The organism is Arthrobacter sp. CMU6 (assembly GCF_059090205.1).
In genome coordinates this window covers 190,689-209,812 of the sequence record NZ_JBNHFL010000001.1, presented here as the reverse complement: position 1 = coordinate 209,812, position 19,124 = coordinate 190,689, and the positions used below count along the sequence as shown (strand labels likewise).

11 protein-coding genes are annotated in these 19,124 nt (G+C 66.4%); 7 read left to right on the top strand and 4 right to left on the bottom strand.

The window, feature by feature from the left end:
- Positions 1–134 precede the first annotated feature (134 nt).
- A complete protein-coding gene (locus AC5RWD_RS00930) occupies positions 135–1,070 on the top strand; it encodes a LysR family transcriptional regulator (RefSeq protein ID WP_494018232.1) in 936 nt (311 codons plus the stop codon).
- A 25-nt stretch (positions 1,071–1,095) separates the two neighbouring features.
- On the opposite strand, the gene AC5RWD_RS00925 is transcribed toward AC5RWD_RS00930, so the two are convergent.
- The 3 genes from AC5RWD_RS00925 to AC5RWD_RS00915 form a co-directional block, all read right to left on the bottom strand.
- Positions 1,096–2,403 (bottom strand): NtaA/DmoA family FMN-dependent monooxygenase, encoded by a 1,308-nt coding sequence (locus tag AC5RWD_RS00925; protein ID WP_494018231.1) that lies wholly within the window; start codon positions 2,401–2,403, stop codon positions 1,096–1,098.
- Positions 2,404–2,582: 179 nt separating this feature from the next.
- Positions 2,583–3,947, bottom strand: coding sequence for an MFS transporter (locus AC5RWD_RS00920; protein WP_494018230.1), 1,365 nt, complete (start codon positions 3,945–3,947; stop codon positions 2,583–2,585).
- 192 nt (positions 3,948–4,139) lie between these two features.
- Positions 4,140–5,033, bottom strand: coding sequence for a VOC family protein (locus AC5RWD_RS00915; protein WP_494018229.1), 894 nt, complete (start codon positions 5,031–5,033; stop codon positions 4,140–4,142).
- Between the two features lie 255 nt (positions 5,034–5,288).
- On the opposite strand from AC5RWD_RS00915, the gene AC5RWD_RS00910 reads away from it, so the two are divergent.
- Positions 5,289–5,777, top strand: coding sequence for a hypothetical protein (locus AC5RWD_RS00910; protein WP_494018228.1), 489 nt, complete (start codon positions 5,289–5,291; stop codon positions 5,775–5,777).
- On the top strand, positions 5,747–6,394 hold the full coding sequence (locus tag AC5RWD_RS00905) for a hypothetical protein (RefSeq protein ID WP_494018227.1): 648 nt from the start codon (positions 5,747–5,749) through the stop codon (positions 6,392–6,394). Before AC5RWD_RS00910 ends, AC5RWD_RS00905 begins: the two co-directional genes overlap by 31 nt.
- Before the next feature lie 55 nt (positions 6,395–6,449).
- On the opposite strand, the gene AC5RWD_RS00900 is transcribed toward AC5RWD_RS00905, so the two are convergent.
- Complete coding sequence (locus AC5RWD_RS00900) at positions 6,450–7,136, bottom strand: GntR family transcriptional regulator (protein WP_494018226.1); 687 nt, start codon at positions 7,134–7,136, stop codon at positions 6,450–6,452.
- A gap of 149 nt (positions 7,137–7,285) precedes the next feature.
- On the opposite strand from AC5RWD_RS00900, the gene AC5RWD_RS00895 reads away from it, so the two are divergent.
- The 4 genes from AC5RWD_RS00895 to AC5RWD_RS00880 all read left to right on the top strand — a co-directional run bounded on the left by AC5RWD_RS00895 (position 7,286) and on the right by AC5RWD_RS00880 (position 19,058).
- On the top strand, positions 7,286–9,064 hold the full coding sequence (locus tag AC5RWD_RS00895; protein WP_494018225.1) for an L-lactate permease: 1,779 nt from the start codon (positions 7,286–7,288) through the stop codon (positions 9,062–9,064).
- The gene (locus tag AC5RWD_RS00890; protein WP_494018224.1) at positions 9,064–11,931 is read left to right on the top strand and encodes an FAD-binding and (Fe-S)-binding domain-containing protein; all 2,868 of its coding nucleotides are present in this window, start codon (positions 9,064–9,066) and stop codon (positions 11,929–11,931) included. The genes AC5RWD_RS00895 and AC5RWD_RS00890 overlap by 1 nt, the downstream gene beginning before the upstream one ends.
- 54 nt (positions 11,932–11,985) lie before the next feature.
- Complete coding sequence (locus tag AC5RWD_RS00885) at positions 11,986–12,864, top strand: potassium channel family protein (RefSeq protein WP_494018223.1); 879 nt, start codon at positions 11,986–11,988, stop codon at positions 12,862–12,864.
- Between the two features lie 137 nt (positions 12,865–13,001).
- The gene (locus AC5RWD_RS00880) at positions 13,002–19,058 is read left to right on the top strand and encodes an Ig-like domain-containing protein (protein ID WP_494018222.1); all 6,057 of its coding nucleotides are present in this window, start codon (positions 13,002–13,004) and stop codon (positions 19,056–19,058) included.
- Positions 19,059–19,124: the final 66 nt, after the last annotated feature.

Here is a 19,124-nt window from a genome sequence, read left to right as displayed (position 1 = left end):
CACTTTCGGAAGGATGCCGCTGCTGCGGCGGTAACTGTGGCGCCATCACGGCAGCCGTTTCTTTCATGATGGCAAGCGGAGATGCTCAGGTAAATCGTCAATTTCTGCACTTAGTTGTCAGTAGAATTGAAAAGATGAATATCACCCTGAACCCTTCGATCACGCTGCGCCAGGTTCTGCATTTTGTGGTGGCGGCCGAAACCGGAACCATGAGCGAGGCGGCCCGCCGGCTGCACATGGCGCCGTCGGCCATTTCCATGTCCATCGCGGAACTCGAGCGGATTGTCGGGGCGCAGCTGTGCATCAAGCGCAAGTCGAAGGGGCTCACGCTGACGTCGACGGGCATCGTTGTGTTCCGTCAGGCGCGCCAGTTGCTTGATCTCGCGGACGAGATCGCGTCGCTTTCCAAGGGGGACAGGACGGACATCCGCGGGCCGCTGACCGTCGGTTGCTTCATGCCACTGGCGCCCACCATCATTCCCCCGATGCTCGCCGACTTTGCGGGCCAGTGCCCGCACGTGGAGGTGGACTTCATCGAGGGGTACCACGAGGATCTTCAGGAGCGCCTGCTCAATGGTTCCATCGACGCCGCCTTCGTCTACGACATGGATGTTTCTCCTGCCCTCAAGACGGCGCCGCTGCTGTCGGTGGAGCCTTACATCCTGCTTCCGAAGGACCATGCCCTGCGCGAAGCGGAGGTGGTTTCGCTTCGGGACGTGGCTGCCAGTCCGCTGATTTTCTTCGACGCTCCGCCCATTTCCACCCGCATCTTGGAAATGTACCGCGACGCCGGGTTGACGCCGGACATCCGGCACCGCTCACGCAGTTACGCAACGGTCCGGTCCCTGGTGGCGGGCGGCCGTGGCGTCGCTGTGCTCTTCCAGCAGCCCATGCTGGACGCGCCGTATGAAGAGCTGAAGGTTGTCCTCAAGCGGGTTGCGGAGCCGCGTGTCCACACCCGCGCCCAGGCCACCGTTTCGCTGGCCTGGACGCGGAGCATGCGGCTTAACACCCGCGCCCAGGCGTGGGTGGACGTCGCCGTTGAACGGTTTGGCCCTGCCGGGTCCTAAGCCGAGCCGTTCTGAGCTGGGCCGCTCACGCTGACGGGCGTGAGAGCCCTAGGTTGTCACGCAAGGTGGTGCCCTCATACTCGGAGCGGAAGTATCCGCGGTCCTGGAGCTCCGGGACCAGCTTGTCGCAGATGAGCTTGAAACCACCCGGGTTGAAGGGGGCATTGAGGTTGAAGCCGTCGCAGGCCTGCGACTCGAACCAGTCAACCATGCGGTCAGCCACCTGCGAGGGCGTCCCTGCCATCCACTGGTGTCCAGTGGAACGCGCCAGGTCCACGATCAGCTCGCGCAGCGTCATGCCCATTTCCACGCTCTTCTTGCGGTAGATCTGGTAACGGCTGCCCAGCCTGGGATCGTCGGAAAACCACTCGGCCGGGATCGACTCGTCGAACTCCAGCTCGGAAAGGTCCATCTTGAGGTCAGCACCGACCTGCTTGCGGCCGTTGCCCAGGTGCACGTAGACGGCCAGCTCGTTGGCCAGGTCCAGCGCTTCCTTCTCGGTGTCGCCCAGAATCGGCAGGATGCCCGGAATGATTTTGACGTCGTCGGGGTTTCGCCCCTTCTCTGCCACCATGTTCTTGAACTTTGTATAGAACTCAATGGACGGTTCCTTGAACGGCTGGGCCGTGTAGATTCCGTCGGCCACGGAGGAACCCAGGTCCATGCCTGGGCCCGAGGATCCTGCCTGGACAAGCACGGGCCGTCCTTGGGGCGAGCGCGGCATGTTGATGGGGCCTTCAACCTCAAAGAACTCGCCTTTGTGCCGGATGGCCTTCAGCTTGCTCCGGTCCACGTACTCACCGGACGCCCTGTCAACGATGATGGCGTCGTCGGACCAGCTGTCCCAGAGCCGCTGCACAACGTCCACGAACTCGGTGGCCCGCCGGTAACGCACTGCCGGGTCGGGAACGTCCTCCACGCCGTAATTGCCAAAACCGTCCGACGACGTCACGACGTTCCAGCCGGCCCTGCCGTTGGACATGTGGTCCAGTCCGCATAGCTGGCGGGCCAGGTTGTAGGGCTCCGAGAATGAGGTGGACATGGTCCCGATCAGGCCGATGTTCTTCGTCCTGGCGGCCAGTGCTGCCAGCACGGTCATCGGCTCGTAGAACCCGTTCATCTTGATGTCACCGCGCATGACCGTATTGGCGTGCACGATGTCGCCGAAGAAAACCGCGTCAAGTTTCGCGGCCTCGGCCATGGCGGTCAGGTCTGCCACGAAGTCCAGGTTGCCCAGCTCCTCGGCCCGGCTTCCCTCCATCCGCCAGCTGTCCTTGTGGTACCCCGCCGGCAGCATGAAGGTGGTGAGGACCATGTGATTCTTAGGCTTCATCGCCTGGTTCCTTTCGTGATGTGCGCCATCCGAGCGCTCGCTGCCTCCAGCATGGCAGGCATGCCTTGCAGCGTAAATGGAGAAGTTTCAGCGCAACAGATTCAATAAAACTGACAATGGTACGCAAAGGGCGATCCCGCTGAGGTGCAGGACAGCCAAGGATTACTAGCGCAGTGCGCCTAGACGGCGTCGAGCCTGAGCCGTGAGCCCTCACGGGTCAGGCGCACTGCGGCAAGACCGGCCACCAGGATGACAATCCAGAACACCGCCACCATCCATACGCCGCCGCCGGCTGCGAGAACCAGGCCCGTAGCGATCATGGGGGTAAAGCCGGCTCCGATCATCGAGGCCCCCTGGTAGGACAGGGACGCCCCCGTGTAACGGACACCGGTGGGGAATTGTTCGGAGATGTAGGCGCCGATGGGTCCGGCGAGCGCGCCCTGAACCAGTCCATTACCTACAACCACTGCCACAGCAAAGCCCCACAGGGTTCCGTTGGTGAGCAGCATGATCAGGGGGAAGGCAAGGAGAATGGCTGCCACGCCCGCGCCGGTGAGTACAGCGCGCCGGCCAATCCGGTCACTGAGTCGTGCTGAATAGAAGCAGACCGCCACCGTCACCACGGCGGCGACTCCCTTCCAGTTCAGGACACCGGAACGGTCCACGCCGCTTTCCACGGCCATCGAAACGCCCCACACAGTTAGCAGTCCCTGGCACGCATAGAATCCCAGCGTTGCCACGAGCGTAATCAGAACGACGCGCGGATGCTGGCGGAGCACCTCCATCAAAGGCAGGTGCTTGATTTTGGCGGCCTCGGCGTCGAGCTTCTGGAATACAGGCGTCTCCGCCACCCGAAGGCGGATGATCAGGCCGATCATGATCAGAAGGGCACTGAGCAGGAACGGAATACGCCAGCCCCAGACCAGGAATTGGTCTCCGGTCAGGGCGGAAACGGCGGAAACTGCAAGAGTGGCCAGCAGCCCGCCGGCCGGTCCGCCGGCGTTGGCGAACGCTGCGGCGAGGCCGCGCTTTTTCGCCGGGGCGTGTTCCAGTGCCATTAAGGTGGCGCCGCCCCACTCCCCGCCAACGGAAATGCCCTGGATGATGCGCAGGAGGACCAGCACGATCGGGGCCGCAGCACCTATCTGTGCCGTGGCGGGCAGGAGCCCGATCAGGACAGTCGCGCCGCCCATCATGAGCATTGACAGCACCAGCATTTTCTTCCGGCCCAACCGGTCACCATAGTGGCCGAAAATGATGCCGCCCAGCGGCCGGGCGACGTATCCCGCAGCTAGCGTTGCGAAGGAGGCAAACAGGGAGAGGCCGGGGCCGAGATTGGCAAAGAAAACGCGATCAAACACCAGGGACGCAGCCGTGGCGTAAAGGATGAAGTCGTAGTACTCGATGATGCTGCCGATGAGGCTGGAGCCTAGGATCCGGCGCATGTCCTTGGTGTTCAGGGAGTCAGCAGCTGGTGACTTCGTGCCCGACGGCAGGTCCACCGGCTTATGACTTCTTCCCTGGGCGGTTTTCGGGTTCAACATGATCTCTTTTCGAAAGCTGTGAGAGTTGGGCGACCGACAGCATTGGTGGTCACGTCCCGAAGCGACCCTTCATTCACTCTTGTAAGCATGACGCAGATCACAGGAGAAGAACAATCGATTACGCATAACCGTGGTGAAAAAGTTTAATCAGCGCCGACGACGGGTCCGGGACATGGAAGTTTGCGACGTGCCTCAGCGGTGGAGGCTGCTGAGGGACCGGCGGTCAACGGGAGCGAGCCCGAACCTGCGGAAGTCCACGGGGCGGTATTCGCCCCACATGTTGTACCAGTTCTCGTCCTCGCCCCAAACGACTGGAGGACGGGCGTCGTCGTAGATCTGTTCCAGATCCGTGTAAAGCTCGACCACAGCCCCGGAGGTTTCCACGTAGTATGCGGCGATGTTGTGCCCGGCCCCGTGACGGACCGGGCCCCAGATCAGCTCCCGGCCCAATTTGTTCAGCCGGTCACCGAGCTTGCCGAGGTCCGCAATGCTTTGTGTCTGCCAGGCATGGTGGTGCAGGGTTCCTTCGCCGCGGACCAGGGCGATGCCGTGGTGATCAGGGTTGCAGCGCATGAAGTAGGCAAAGTCGTCGCCGATTACGTCGGAGAGGCGGAAGTCCAGTACGCGATGCAGGAACCGCATCATGCCGCCGACGTCCCGGGGGTGGAAGTTGACATGCCCATAACGGTCGGGGCCGAAGGACTGCTGCAAAGCGGTGTCCTCCTGCATGCCGACATAGATTTCGAACACGAATCCTTCGGGCCCAATGAAGGAGAAGCCGTCCTCAATACCGACACATCGAGGTTTGTTGCTGACGATACTGAAGTTTTCATCCTCCACACGGCGCCGGATCTCACGCAGCGCGTCGCCATTGGAGGCCACCAGGCCAAAGCCATCCACGCCGTTGACGTCGGATTCAACGTAGACGAGTTCGTGGTGGACATTGCCTGCAGCAAGGTACACGGCATCGGAGGTCCGCTCCGTTTCGCGCAGTCCAAGGATCTGAGTCGCATCAAAAACCGACTTCCCGAGGTCCGTCGTCTGAATACTTACGTGGCCCATGGCGCTGATCAATCCCCAAGACATCCTTGTCTCCTACTCGTTGCACGGCTCCTTCAGACCCGTCGTGGCGGGTCTGCGACTAAGAAAACACTATCGTATTAAGAATCGATTATCTACAGAAAAAACAAAATCAGTCGTTCGGCTATGGCCGGTTGCCACGCGGCAGCAGCAGCCTGATGCAAGGACGTGCTTCGGACTCATGACCACCCTTTCCTTGTTCGCGGCCCAGTCACGGCAGTACGATCCCCTCACCTGACGGTTCCGTGGAAGTGGGCAACGATGCTCGAGGCTGCGCGCAACACCGGCACGGACGCACGCCGCGACCTGGTCACCGAACTCCTGGGCCTGTGGCTGTTACTGGCTGTCTTCCTCGACGGCTGGGCGCACATCAACCTGCCCAGCCTGGAGACCTTCTTCACCCCGTGGCACGCCGCCCTCTACTCCGGCATGCTGGCGACGGCGGCGTGGATCGCCCTAGTTATCTGGCGCAACCGGAGGCACGGCCAGCCACTGCTGGAGGCCATTCCGCCCGGCTACCGCGGGACCGCGGCCGGCGTGGTCCTGTTCGCCACAGCCGGCGGCCTGGACCTGCTCTGGCACGAACTCCTGGGCATTGAAGTCTCGCTGGACGCCCTGGTCAGCCCCACGCACCTGCTGCTCGGCTTCAGCCTCTTCCTCATCCTGGGCACCGCCGTCCGCAGTGCCCGCGCAGCCAGCCAGCGCGCAGCCAAAAGGGCGTGCCCGGCCACGCCGGGAACCGCACCCTGACCCCGGCGGCGATTTTCGCCGTCGTCCTCATGACCGGGCTGGGTGCGTTCTTCCTTGTCTACGTCTCCGCCTTCGTCCGGCCGGGGCCGACCGCCGTCTTCGTGCCGGCGCCGGTGGGCACGCCCGGCCGCATCCAGGCGGAGCTGCCGGTGGTCATCACCCTGGCGAGCTATCTCCTGACCACCGCGCTGATCATCGCGCCCTTCCTCTTCACGCTCTCCGCCGCCCGGCGCCCAGCCCGCGGGATTGTCACCCTCCTGGTGGCGGCGGCGGCCTGGCTGCCGGTGGCGATGATCGGACTGCGCCCGTATTCGATTGCCGGTGCAGCGGGCGCCACCATTGCCGCCGTCGCCGCCGACCTGCTGCTGGCCCGGGTCCCCGAAACCTGGCTGGGCCGGCGGCTGCCGGCAGTGACGGCCGGAATCGCGGCGCTGCTGTGGACGGGCCAGCTGGCGGCGTTCGCGGTGACGGACGCGATCCGCTGGCCGGTCTCGCTGTGGCTGGGTGCAGTGGTGCTGAGCGCGGCGGTGGCCGCGGGCCTCGCCCTGCTCAGCTCGTGGGGACCGGCGCGTTCGGTGGCGGACGCCGGCGGCAGCCCCGGTGCCGTGCGCGGGTGAGGGTCCCGCCGTCGAACGAACCGCCGTCGAAACTCCCTGATGGCGGGCGCCGCCCCTACCCCGTCAGCCTTGGCGGCAGCTCCGCTTCCGGGCCCGCTTCCCCGCCCATGGCGGCGACCAGCCGTTCCCGGGCCCGTCCCAGGTGTTCGTCCAGGAGCTGTGCGGCGTCGTCGCCTTTGCCCTCCGCAATCAGTTCGAGCAGCTTCTGGTGCTCCGACTGGATGAGCGTTGTATCCAGCAGGTGCAGTGACTGCACCCGGGACATGCAGAGCCGAACCTCCCCCACCAGCGACAGGTACATCTTGCTGATGCGCTGGTTGCCCAGGGCGTCCACCAGGCTGGTGTGAAACCGCATGTCCGGCTCCACCACGTCAAGGGGCGCGCCCGTCTTCAGGGCAGCGATGTCATTGTTGGCCCGCACGGCTTCGTCGGGCACGGTCCGGCTGGATGCCAGCCGGCGGAGCACTTCGCTCTCCAGGTAGGCCCGGGCAAGGTAGATGTCGCGCACGGACTCCGGGCCGAGGTCGGCCACGCGGGCGGTTTTGTGCACTCCCCTGACCAGCAGCCCCTCCGCCACCAGCTTCTCAATCGCGGCCTTGGCCGTGGGCCGGGCAACGTCGTAGGAGGAAGCGACTTCGGTCTCCGTCAGCGCATGCAGCGCCGGGAGTTCGCCCGAAAAGACCCGGGTTCGAATGTCCGAGGCGATCGCCTCGACGATCGATACAGCTGAAACACGGCTCACGGCTCTCCGCTTCTCCACGTCGCTTGAGGGGCTGGGTTCCCTCAATTTTGCCAGACAAGCCAACAAAGTGCTCTTGACTGGCTTGTGTACTTGTTAGACAATCGAGGGGTGCCACGGAGCTGTGACGCCTCACACATTCTGGAGATCCCATGTTTCAGCAGATCCTTGACCCCATCGGCGGGTCGCTTTTGCTCTCGGCCCTCTGCGCCGCACTTCCGCTTGTCCTGCTCTTTGTTCTTCTGGGCGTCTTCCGGGTCAAGGCACCCACGGCTGCCATCGCCAGCCTCGCGGTGTCACTGATCCTGGCAGTTGTGGGCTGGCAAATGCCCGTCAACCAGGCCCTTAGCGCCACGGCGGCCGGTATCTTCTACGGCCTCTTCCCTATTCTCTGGATCCTGGCCAACGCGCTGTGGATCTACAAGCTCACCGTCGCCACACCGTGGTTCGATGCCCTGGGCCGCACCATCCGCTCCATCTCGGACGATCTGCGCATCCTCTCGATCCTGATCGCCTTCTGCTTTGGCGCCCTGCTGGAATCCCTCGCCGGCTTCGGCGCGCCGGTTGCCATTTCCGCGGCCATGCTCATGGCCGCCGGGATGAAGCCCCTGAAGTCCGCGATCGTCTCCCTGCTGGCCAACACCGCGCCTGTCGCCTTCGGCGCCATGGCCGCGCCGATCATTGCGCTTAACGGCGTGACCGGCCTGCCGCTCCATGACCTTTCCTCGATGGCCGGCCGGCAGACCCCGTTCATCGCGCTGATCGTGCCGCTCCTGCTGGTATTCATCGTGGACGGACGCAGGGGCGTGAAGCAGGCCTGGCCCGTGGCTTTGGTGGCCGGCATTGCCTTCGCCGTTTCCCAGTTCATCACCTCCAACTACCTCGCCGTGGAACTCACGGACGTGGTGGCCGCCGTGGTCACGGTCGCCGCGGTCCTGGTCATGCTGCGGTTCTGGACACCGAGCGAAACCATCGGTATGGCCGGCGGCGTGACGTCCGGCGCGGTGCAGTCGGCTACGGCCGAGGCCGCACCCGCCCAGGCGGCCGTGTCCCGGCGCGCTGCTGGTTCCCAGGTTGGGACGACGGCGGCCTCCCGCAAAGCCGCCGGCGCCGCCGACGCCGGCCCGCCGGCAGCGGGAATCACGGTGGCAGCGGAAAACGCCGTACCCGCGGACAGCACCCGCCCGGAACCGCGCCACATCTGGATGGCCATCGCCCCCTACCTGATCATCATCACGGTGTTTTCCCTCGCACAGATCCCCGCCATCAAGTCCTGGCTGAACCAGGTGGGCACCGTGACGTTCCACTGGCCGGGCCTCGAAATCAATGATTCAGCCGGCAAACCGGTGGCCGCCACCAAGTTCAAGCTGGATCACCTTAAGGCCACCGGCACGCTCCTGCTGTTCTCCGGCCTGATCACCATGGCCCTCTACAAGATCACGGCCGGCCAGGCCTGGCGGATCTACCGGGAGACGCTCGTTCAGCTGCGCTGGACCATCGTCACCGTGACCTCCGTCCTTGCCCTGTCTTTCGTGATGAACCTGTCCGGCCAGACCACTACCCTCGGCTTTGCCCTGGCTTCCGCCGGTGGATTCTTCGCCGTGCTCTCCCCGCTGATCGGTTGGATCGGCGTCGCCCTGACCGGTTCCGATACCTCCTCCAACTCGCTGTTCGGGCAGATGCAGGCCACCGCTGCCCAGCAGACAGGGCTGTCCCCGGTTCTGATGGCGGCGTCAAACTCCTCCGCCGGCGTCATGGGCAAGATGCTCTCACTGCAGAACCTCGCGGTGGCTTCTGCCGCCGTCGGACTGGACGGCTCCGAAGGGACGCTGTTCCGTAAACTGATCGGATGGAGCGTCGGGCTGCTGGCCCTCATCACCGTCCTGATCCTCCTGCAGTCCACCCCCGTACTTGGCTGGATGGTTCCCTGATGTCAACATTGCAACTTGCCGGGCTCCGTGAGGCAGTGGCCGATCCCGCCCAGGTGAAAACCCGGCCCATCGACCTCCACGCCAACGCCCATGATGCCTCCCATTTCCTGCTCATCCCGCAGGCAGTGGTGATGGCCGGAAACGCGGACGAGGTGGGCCGCCTGCTCCGCGCCAGCGCCGCCCAAGGCGTTCCGCTGACCTTCCGCTCGGGCGGTACCAGCCTCAGCGGGCAGGCCGTGAGCGACGGCGTCCTGGTGGACGTGCGCCGCAACTTCAGGAACGTTGAGGTGCTCGACGGCGGTGCCCGGGTCCGCGTCCAGCCCGGCGTGACGGTGCGCGCACTGAATGCCCGGCTGGCACCCTACGGGCGCAAGTTCGGCCCGGATCCTGCCAGCGAATCGGCCTGCACCGTGGGCGGGGTGGTGGCCAACAATTCCTCGGGCGTGAACTGCGGCACGGTGGACAATGCGTACCGCACGCTCGAATCCGTCACCGTGGTGCTGCCCTCCGGCACGGTGATCGACACAGGCGCGCCCGACGCAGACCACAAACTGCGCACCCTGGAACCGGCACTGCACGCGGGCCTGGCGGCGCTGGCCCGGCGGGTGCGCGGCAACGGCGATTCGGTGAGCAGGATCCGGCAGCAGTTCTCCATGAAGAACACCATGGGCTACGGCCTGAACTCCCTGCTCGATTACGACAGCCCGGTGGACATGATGGCCCACCTGATTGTGGGCAGTGAGGGCACGCTCGGCTTCGTGGCGGAAGCGGTCTTCCGGACCATTCCGCGGCTGCCCCACGCGGCCACCGGACTGCTGGTGTTCCCCGACCTGCAGACAGCCAACGAAGCCCTTCCCGCCCTGGTGGAAACCGGGGCGGCGACGGTGGAGCTGATGGATGCCCTGTCGCTCAAGGTGGGCCAGACGCTCAAGGGGACTCCCGCCGTCGTACAGGACCTTGCCGTCCGGGACCATGCCGCGCTGCTGGTGGAGTACTCGGCCGAACAGCCCGACCAGCTGGCAGAGCTGCGCCAGCGGGGCGAGGGCATGCTCAAGGGTCTAGGTCTTTCCGCCCCGGCGCAGTTCACCGGCGACGCCTCGGCCCGGGCCCAGCTGTGGCACCTGCGCAAAGGCCTGTACGCCTCGGTGGCCGGAGCCCGCCCGCCCGGAACCACTGCCCTGCTGGAGGACATCGTGGTTCCGGTTCCCGTGCTGGGCCGCACCTGCCGGGAACTGATCGGGCTGTTCGACAAATACAGCTACAGCAACAGCGTCATCTTCGGCCACGCAAAGGACGGCAACGTCCACTTCATGCTCACCGACGGGTTCACCACCCCACAGGAGCTGGACCGCTACAGCTCATTCACGGAGGACATGGTGGACCTGGTCCTGGGTGAAGGCGGCTCGCTCAAGGCCGAACACGGCACGGGCCGGGTCATGGCGCCCTATGTGCGGCGGCAGTACGGCGACGAGCTGTACGCGGTGATGCGCCGGATCAAGCAGCTGTTCGACCCGTCGGGGATGCTCAACCCCGGCGTCCTGATGGACGATGACCCGCAGGCGCACCTGCGGCACATCAAGACGGCGCCGCCGGTGGCCGAGGAGGTGGACCGCTGCGTCTCCTGCGGCTACTGCGAGCCGGTGTGCCCCAGCAAGGACCTGACCCTGACACCGCGCCAGCGCATTGTCACGCTGCGCGCCATCGAGTCGGCACGGCTGGCGGGCGACTCCTCCCTGGTAAGGCAGCTCGAAAAAGACTACGACTACGAATCGGTGCAGACCTGCGCGGTGGACGGCATGTGCCAGACGGCCTGTCCCGTGGAGATCAACACCGGCCTGCTGGTGAAGCGGATCCGGCGGGCCGAGGCCGGTCCGGTGGAAAACGGCGTGTGGAATGCCGCGGCGAAGCACTGGGACGGAGTCACGCGCGGGGCATCCCTGGCGCTGACGGTGGTGAACAAGCTTCCCGCCGCGGCGGTGGTTCCACCTAACAAGGCAGCCCGTGCCGTCCTCGGGACGGACACCGTTCCGCTGTACTCGGCGGAACTGCCCGGCGGCGGTTCGGCGCGAAAACGGCCGACGCCGGATGGGGCACCGGACGCTGTGTACTTCCCGGCGTGTGTGCAGACGATGTTCGGCCCGGCCGGTTCGAGCGACACCCCGGCTGGCCGGGGCAGCGGCGACGGTTCCCGTGACGCCGGCGCAGGCCGGGGCGTCCAGTACAGCTTTGAGCAGCTCTGCGAGCGGGCCGGGGTGAAGTTACTGGTGCCGGACGGCATCGATGGGCTGTGCTGCGGAACGCCGTGGTCCTCCAAGGGCATGGCCGCAGGGCAGGCCACCATGCTGGAGAAAACCCTGGCGGCGCTGCGGCAGGCCACCCGCGACGGGGAACTCCCGATCATCTGCGACGCATCCTCGTGCACCGAAGGGCTGCGGCAGGCGGTGGAATCCTATGCTCCGCTGCCCGGGCAGCGTGAGCTGAGGATCGTCGATGCCGTGGACTTCGCCGCCGAGCGCATCCTTCCCAAGCTGCCGGGGCACGAGAAGCTCGATTCCCTGGCGCTGCACCCCACCTGCTCCTCCACCCGCATGGGCATCAACGGTTCACTGACTGCCGTTGCCCACGCTGTGGCCGAGCGGGTGGAAGTTCCGGACAGCTGGGGCTGCTGCGCCTTCGCCGGGGACCGCGGCATGCTGCACCCCGAACTCACGGCCTCCGCCACCCGGAAGCAGGGCAGGGAAGTCGCCGAGATGGAGGCGTCAGCGCATGCGTCCTGCAACCGAACCTGCGAACTGGGCATGACACGGGCCACCGGCAAGGACTACCGGCACGTGCTGGAACTGCTGGAGGAGATGACGCGGGGCTAAGGCGAGCGCCCCGGGAGCCACGAGCGGGCCCGGGGCGGGACCCTAAGATGAGGCATGGAATTCTGGGACGTCTTATGGACTGCGGCGGGAGCCGGGCTGATCCTGCTGATGCTCGTCGACGTCTTCCACACCCTGCTTTACCCGCACGGCTCCGGCCCCGTGTGCCGGGCCATAATGCACGGTTGTTGGCGTCTGTCCAAACTGTCCAGGCGGGGTGCCTCGACGATCGCCGCTCCCGTGGCCATGGCGGCCGTCATCGGCGCCTGGGCGGCCATGGCCATCCTGGGCTGGGCGCTGCTCTACCTGCCGCACCTGCCCACGGGGTTCATCTACGGTGACAATATCCCCCGGGAGGCCGATTTCCTGGAAGCGGTCTACATCTCCATGGTTACGCTCTCCACCGTGGGATTCGGGGAAGTAGTGGCAGGCCACCCTCTGCTCAGGCTCGTCTCGGCCGCCCAGGCAGTCACAGGCTTCGGCCTGCTGACGGCCACGGTCTCGTGGATCCTTCAGATGTATCCCGCCCTGAACCGGCGCCGTGCCCTAGCCCATCAACTGAACCTGTTAAAGGAAGCGGCCACTCCTGGCGACCCGTTCACGATGACTCCCGGCCATGCCGCGGCGCTGCTCGAATCGCTGGCCGGCAGCGTCGCTTCCGTCAGCATCGATCTGCTCGCCTTCCACGAAACCTACTATTTCCAGGAGGTCGAACAGCGTGGCTCGCTGCCGGCCACGGTCACCTACGCCCAGGAACTCGCGTCCGCTGCCAAGGCCAGCGGCAACAGCGATCTGCAGTTCGCCGGGCGGATGCTTGAGGCGGCGCTGGACGATCTCGCCAAGGTTCTCCGCGGCCGGTTCGGTCACGCCGGAACAACGTCAACAGAGGTGTTCGAACACTACTCCATCCACCACAGGCATCGCCGTTCTGAATGAGCCGGCTGGTCCCCCAACTCGTCGCTTCCACCCTGCGCAACACCGTCCGGATGCTCCTCGCCTGAAAGCCCGACGCGAACGCAGCCTCCCTCCCCCGCGTATATTAACTGGGGGCTAAAACTAAGACTGGGGGACGGATGCGGCTTCGCTCATGGGCGCGCGCAAAACAACGGGTACTGGCGTCCGCGACGACGTTCTCGGCAGTCGGACTGCTCCTCGTAGCGGCTGTCGTCCATCCGGGGTTCAAGACAACGCATGTCGACCTCAACGACGGCGGCGTGTGGGTGACCAATTCCGGGATGAATCTTGTGGGCCACCTGAACTTCCAGTCAAAGACGCTCGACGGCGGCCTCATGGCCGCCAGTTCTGACTTCGATATCCTCCAGCACAGCAGCAGTGTGCTCGTCTCGGACCGCGGCAATGCTTCCCTGGGTCGGGTGGACGTCTCCGCCGTCACCCTTGAACCGCCCCAGCAGCTGCCGGGAACCGCGGTCCCCGCCTTCGGGGAAAAAGCGGTGGCCCTGGCTGATCCGAACTCCGGACGCCTCTGGGTGACGCAGAGCAGCATGCTGGGCTCCATCGACTTCGCTGCACAGGAACCCGTGGTGGGCGATGCCAAAGGCATCGTCGCGACGGTAGGAGTCGACGACGTCGTCCACGCCGCGGATCCCGCGCGCGGCGAGGTGACCTCCCTTCGCGTGAATGCCACCGGCGGAGTGGATTCCCGCAACACCGTGCAGTACGGGCAGATCCGCAACAAAGAGAACCTCCAGGTCGCCGCCGTCGGCGACAAACCGGTGCTGTTCGACGCCGACGGCGGAACGCTGCACCTTCCCGGCGGCCGGGTGGCGCAGGTCCCGGAGGCGGCGGACGGCAAACTGCAGCAAAGCGGCCCCGCCGCCGACTTCGTCGCCGTCGCCACCAAGAAGGCCCTGATCAAGCAGCCCCTGGACGGTTCCTCCGCGACGGTTGTGGACCTCGGATCGTCCGAAACCCCCGCCACTCCGGTCCACCTCAACGGCTGCGTGTATGCCGCCTGGTCCGGGGCAGGAAAATACCTCCGCGAATGCACCAACCGTGCCGACAGCAGCCGCGCCGACATCCCCGGTGCCAGCGCCCGGTCCAACCTCGTCTTCCGGGTGAACCGGGACATCGTGGTCCTTAATGACATCACGTCCGGCAACGTCTGGCTGGTGACCGAGAACATGAGGCTGGTGGCCAACTGGGACGAGATCGTTCCGCCGCCCAACACCACCGAGGACCAGGACGACCCCGCCGCGGATGACAACACGGTGGACACCCTCCCGGACCGCACCAAAGAGAACCGCCCGCCCTCCGCCGTCGACGACAGCTTCGGAGTGCGCCCCGGCCGGACCACCATCCTGCCGGTCCTGGATAACGACTCGGATCCGGACGGGGACGTCCTCACCGTCCAGCCCGTGGGCGACAACCCCGCCGCGGGCCGCGTGCAGTCCGTCTACAACGGAACCGGCCTGCAGGTGACTGTCCCGGCGGATGCCACCGGAACCTCGCAGTTCCAGTACCAGGTCAGCGACGGCCGCGGCGGCACCGCCGGGGCCAGCGTCACCCTGGCCGTGAAGGACCCCGCCAGCAACGAACCACCGAAACAAAAACGCGTGCCCCGGATCATCCTGGAACAGGGCAAAAGCATTTCCCAGAACATCCTCACCGACTGGACAGACCCCGACGGCGACAACCTGCTGCTCCTGGGCGCCCGCCCCACCCGCGACGGCGACCAGGTGCGGACCCGGGCGGACGGCCTTCTGACGTTCCAGGACGTGGGATCCGCGCTGGGCAAGAAGGAAGTCGCGGTCACCGTCTCCGACGGACGGGACCAGGTGGAGGGCACGGTGGTGGTGGATGTCCGCGCCAAGGGCGACCTTCCGCCGAAAGCCAACGCAGACCACGTCTCCGGAATCGCCGGCCAGGACATCCTGGTTTCACCGCTGAAGAACGACAGCGACCCCACCGGCGACGGACTGCGGCTGACCCGCGTGGCGGGGCCTCCCAAGCAGGAAGTCACGCCCGACTACCAGGCGGGGACCTTCACCTTCCGCGCGCTCAACGCCGGCACGTATTACGCCACGTACCTGGTGACCAACGGGCCGGAAAGCTCCGAGGGGCTCGTACGGATCGACGTCAAAGCCGCCGGCGCCGAACGGGGTGAGCCGGTGGCCGTCGCTGACTTGGCATTGCTGCCGGTGGGCGGCGAAGTGCTGGTCGATGCGCTCGCCAACGACTCCGATCCGGCCGGCGGCGTCCTCGTCATCCAGTCCGTTGGCCTTCCCCGGAACTCGGCGGTCGCCGTCGCCGTCGTGAACCACCAGATCCTGCGCATCACCGACGTCCGCGGCCTCACCGCACCCACCAGCCTGACCTACACAGTGTCCAACGGCGTGGCCAGCGCAACCGGCGAGGTGACCATCCTGCCCATTCCGGCACCCGCCAAACTGCTCCCGCCCGTCGCGGCCCCGGATGAAATCACCGTCCGGGCCAACGACGTCGCCACCATCGCCGTCCTGGCCAACGACTCCCATCCCAACGGCGCCAAGCTGAAGCTCAAGCCGGTCCTGGTGCAGGGCATCGACTCCGCCCAGGGCCTCCTGGCCATCTCCGGGGACGTGCTGCGCTTCAAGGCCGGCGCCGCCGGTGGAACGGTGCACGCGATCTACGCTGTGTCCGGCCCGGACGGGCAGGAAGACTCCGCGCAGGTGACCATCCACATCCGCGCGGCCGGAACGAACTCCAGGCCGCTCCCCCAGAACGTCACCGGCCGGGTGGTTGCCGGCAACACGACGAGGATCGCCATTCCGCTGGACGGCATAGATCCCGACGGCGATTCCGTCACCCTGGTGGGGCTGGAACAGGCACCGCGCAAAGGCACAGCCGTGGTGGGCGCCAACTATGTGGAGTACACCGCGCCGGCGAACGCCTCCGGACAGGACACGTTCACCTACGTGGTGGAGGACAGGTTCGGGGCGCGATCCACCGCGCGGGCCTCCGTGGGCATCGCACCCGCCGCCGGATCCAACCAGAGCCCCACGGCAGCTGAGGACAGCATCACCGTCCTCCCGGGCCGCCACGTGGCCGTGGACGTGCTGGCCAATGACTCCGATCCCGACGGCGACAACATCACCCTCACAGCCAACAGGCTGGAAGCCGCCCCGGAACTGAAGGCCCAGGTCATCGACGGCCGGGTGCAGCTCACCGCCCCGGCCGCGGCAACCGCCACGGCCGTTGTCCGGTACGAGGTCAGCGACGGCCGCGGCGGCACCGCCGTCGGAACCCTCAAAGTCCAGGTGCGCAGCAACGCCGCCACCCTGGCCCCCATCGCACGGGACGACCGTGTGACGTTTGCCGAGACACTGGGCAAGACCGTCGTCGAGGTTCCGGTTTTGAAGAACGACGACGACCCGGACGGCGTGGCCGCCGAACTGAAGATCACCTTCCCCGAGGCCGCACCGACCGCCACCGTCTCCGCTCCCGGGAAGGTCGCCGTGCGGCTGGAAAGCCAGCCGCAGATTGTCGCGTACACCGTCACGGACATCGATAACCTCAGCTCGACGGCGTTCATCGTGGTGCCGGGCCTCGAAGGGCAGGCGCCCGCACTGCGGAGCACGGCACCCCTGGAAGTGGTCAGCGGCCAGCAGCTGACCATGGACCTGAAGGACCTGGTGGTGGTCCGTCCCGGCAAGAGTCCCCGCATCACGCAGGACTCCAAGGTCCAGGCGGTGGCATCCAACGGAGCGCCGCTGGTGAAGGACGCCACCACCCTCGTGTTCACCTCCGCCGACGACTACACGGGCCCGGCAGCGGTTTCCCTTGAGGTCACCGACGGCGTTACCGTCGACGATCCCGACGGGCGCAAGGCGGTGCTGACCATCGGCATCAACGTCCTGCCCGACCCCGCCCGCAACCATCCGCCGACCTTCCCGTCGAGCACCCTCGATGCCGCGCCGGGCGAGGAAGCCACGCTGGACCTGCGCCAGGCGGCGTCCGACGTCGACAAGGCGGACCAGGACAAGCTCACCTTCGCGCTGAAAGGGGCACCGCCCGCCGGGGTCAGGGCCAGCCTTGACGGCGGCCTCTTCAAGGCCACCGTCGACGGCGCAGCCAAGGGCAGCAGGCTCACCGTGCCCGTCACCGTCTCGGACGGGCGCAGCGCACCTGTTGCCAGTGCCGTCGAGATCCGGGTGGTCGGGTCGAAGCGACCCCTTGCCGTAGCGAACGACGACGTCATCGCCAGCGCCCGGGCCGGGCAGTCCCAGCAGGTGCAGGCGCTGGAGAACGACGTCAACCCGTTCCCGGAGACACCGCTGAAAATCCTGAGCGCCGCCGTCGAAACCGGAACCGGCACGGCAACAGTGGCAGGCGACGCCGTCGTGGTGACGCCCGCCGAAAAGTTCGTGGGCACCATGGTGATCCGCTACCGGGTCCAGGACAAAACCCGGGACGCGGAACGCGAAATCGACGGCCGCATCCGGCTCACCGTCAAGGACAAGCCGGATGCACCGCCGGCGCCGACAGTGGGCGAAGTGCGCGACCGCACCGTTGTCCTCAACTGGGCACCGCCCGCCAACAACGGGGCAGCCATCACCGGTTACAAGATCAGCGGCAGCGGAGGATTCTCGCAGCAATGCCCCGCCACCACGTGCACCCTGACGGGCCTGACCAACGACGTGGAATACACCTTCACCGTGGTGGCCACGAACGAGGTGGGCGACTCGCCGCCATCCCCTGCTTCGGCGCCGGCCCGCCCGGACGCGAAGCCGGAGACCCCGGCCGCGCCCACGCTGGTGTTTGGCGACAAGCAGCTCACCGTGAACTGGGTACCGCCAAGGAGCCCGGGCTCACCGGTGCAGAGCTACAACCTGGAGATCTCACCGGCACCTCCGGGCGGAAACGTCCGGGCCAGCAATGTCACCGGAACGTCCTACCGGTGGACCGGCCTGCAGAACGGCACGCCCTATCAGGTGAGGATCCAGGCCTCCAACAAGGCTCCCGACCCCTCGGACTGGAGTCCCTACTCAGCGAGCGGCATCCCGGCAGGCATACCGGGCGCCCCCGGCAAACCGACCACCACCCGTTCCACCTCGGGCGGGACGGAATCGATCATGATGGTGGCCTGGGCTCCGGCAGCGGACAACGGCGCCTCCATTGACACCTACACCGTCAATGCCGTCCGGGGCGGAGCCGTCGTGGGCAGCAGCACGGTGTCCGGCAGCCAGCTGAGCGTGCCGGTCACGGTCGGCAACTCCGCCACCGACTACACCTTCACCGTCACCGCCAAGAACAAGGCCGGCACGTCGGCGGCCAGCCCGCCGTCGGACCCCCGCCGGGCCTTCGGCACGCCGGGGGCCGTCCCAAGCGTCCGCGCCGATCCGCTCGACAACGCGGTCCAGCTCACCTTCGGCGAGGCAGCGGGCAACGGCGCCACCCCGAGCTACCAGTACCAGGTCAACGGAAGCGGCTTCACGGCCGTGCCGGCGGACAGGGTCATCCGGGCCGGGGTGCCCAATAACGGCAACTACACCATCGGGGTGCGCGCCGTGAACAGCATGGATGGTGCCACCTATGAAGGGCCGGTCACCAATTCCAACCCCGTGGCGCCGTACGGCAAACCGCACGCCGCGAGCATTAACCCCGTTACCGTCACCACGACCGTGAGGTTCGACGTCGGCGCCGTGGTCAACAACGGACGCCGGGTTGTGGCGCTCGAGTACCGGTCCTCTGACGGGAAGTCGGGCACACTGGGTGCCGGCGGCGGGTCCGTCACCACCGGCAATGGCTACGACCAGTCCGTCTCCATCACCGTCACCACCGTGGACGAGCTCGGCCAGCGCACCGCCGTCTCGGCAACCGGCCAGACGGCTCCGGCGAAGTACCTCGTGGTGGACAACGGCTCGGCGAGTCCCGGTACCTGCGAATGGCCCACCAACGGCACCTCCGCCCCGGACACCGCGGCGAACTGTGCCGCCGGCGGCGGAACGTTCGTGGCCCAGGGCACCCGGGTCCAGGTCCAGTGTGTGACCACCGGGGCCTCGTACACCATCTACGACGGAGCGACCGGCAAGCCCACCGGGACCTCCGGCAACGTCTGGTACAAGGTGATCAACAACCTCTGGATCCGCCCCAGCGACGGACCCGTGGATGCGGGGGTTCCGGCCTGCTGAGGCTACCAGCAGGATCCTTGCAGGGGCTGCCGTCCGCAGCCTTGGCCGCGGCGGGATGGAACTGCC

Bases quoted from the DNA above. Each gene is read 5' to 3' on its own strand.
- AC5RWD_RS00920 (WP_494018230.1), bottom strand. From the start codon at position 3,947: ATGTTGAACCCGAAAACCGCCCAGGGAAGAAGTCATAAGCCGGTGGAC.
- AC5RWD_RS00895 (WP_494018225.1), top strand. From the start codon at position 7,286: ATGTTTCAGCAGATCCTTGACCCCATCGGCGGGTCGCTTTTGCTCTCG.
- AC5RWD_RS00930 (WP_494018232.1), top strand. From the start codon at position 135: ATGAATATCACCCTGAACCCTTCGATCACGCTGCGCCAGGTTCTGCAT.
- AC5RWD_RS00925 (WP_494018231.1), bottom strand. From the start codon at position 2,403: ATGAAGCCTAAGAATCACATGGTCCTCACCACCTTCATGCTGCCGGCG.
- AC5RWD_RS00890 (WP_494018224.1), top strand. From the start codon at position 9,064: ATGTCAACATTGCAACTTGCCGGGCTCCGTGAGGCAGTGGCCGATCCC.
- AC5RWD_RS00885 (WP_494018223.1), top strand. From the start codon at position 11,986: ATGGAATTCTGGGACGTCTTATGGACTGCGGCGGGAGCCGGGCTGATC.
- AC5RWD_RS00880 (WP_494018222.1), top strand. From the start codon at position 13,002: ATGCGGCTTCGCTCATGGGCGCGCGCAAAACAACGGGTACTGGCGTCC.
- AC5RWD_RS00915 (WP_494018229.1), bottom strand. From the start codon at position 5,033: ATGTCTTGGGGATTGATCAGCGCCATGGGCCACGTAAGTATTCAGACG.
- AC5RWD_RS00910 (WP_494018228.1), top strand. From the start codon at position 5,289: ATGCTCGAGGCTGCGCGCAACACCGGCACGGACGCACGCCGCGACCTG.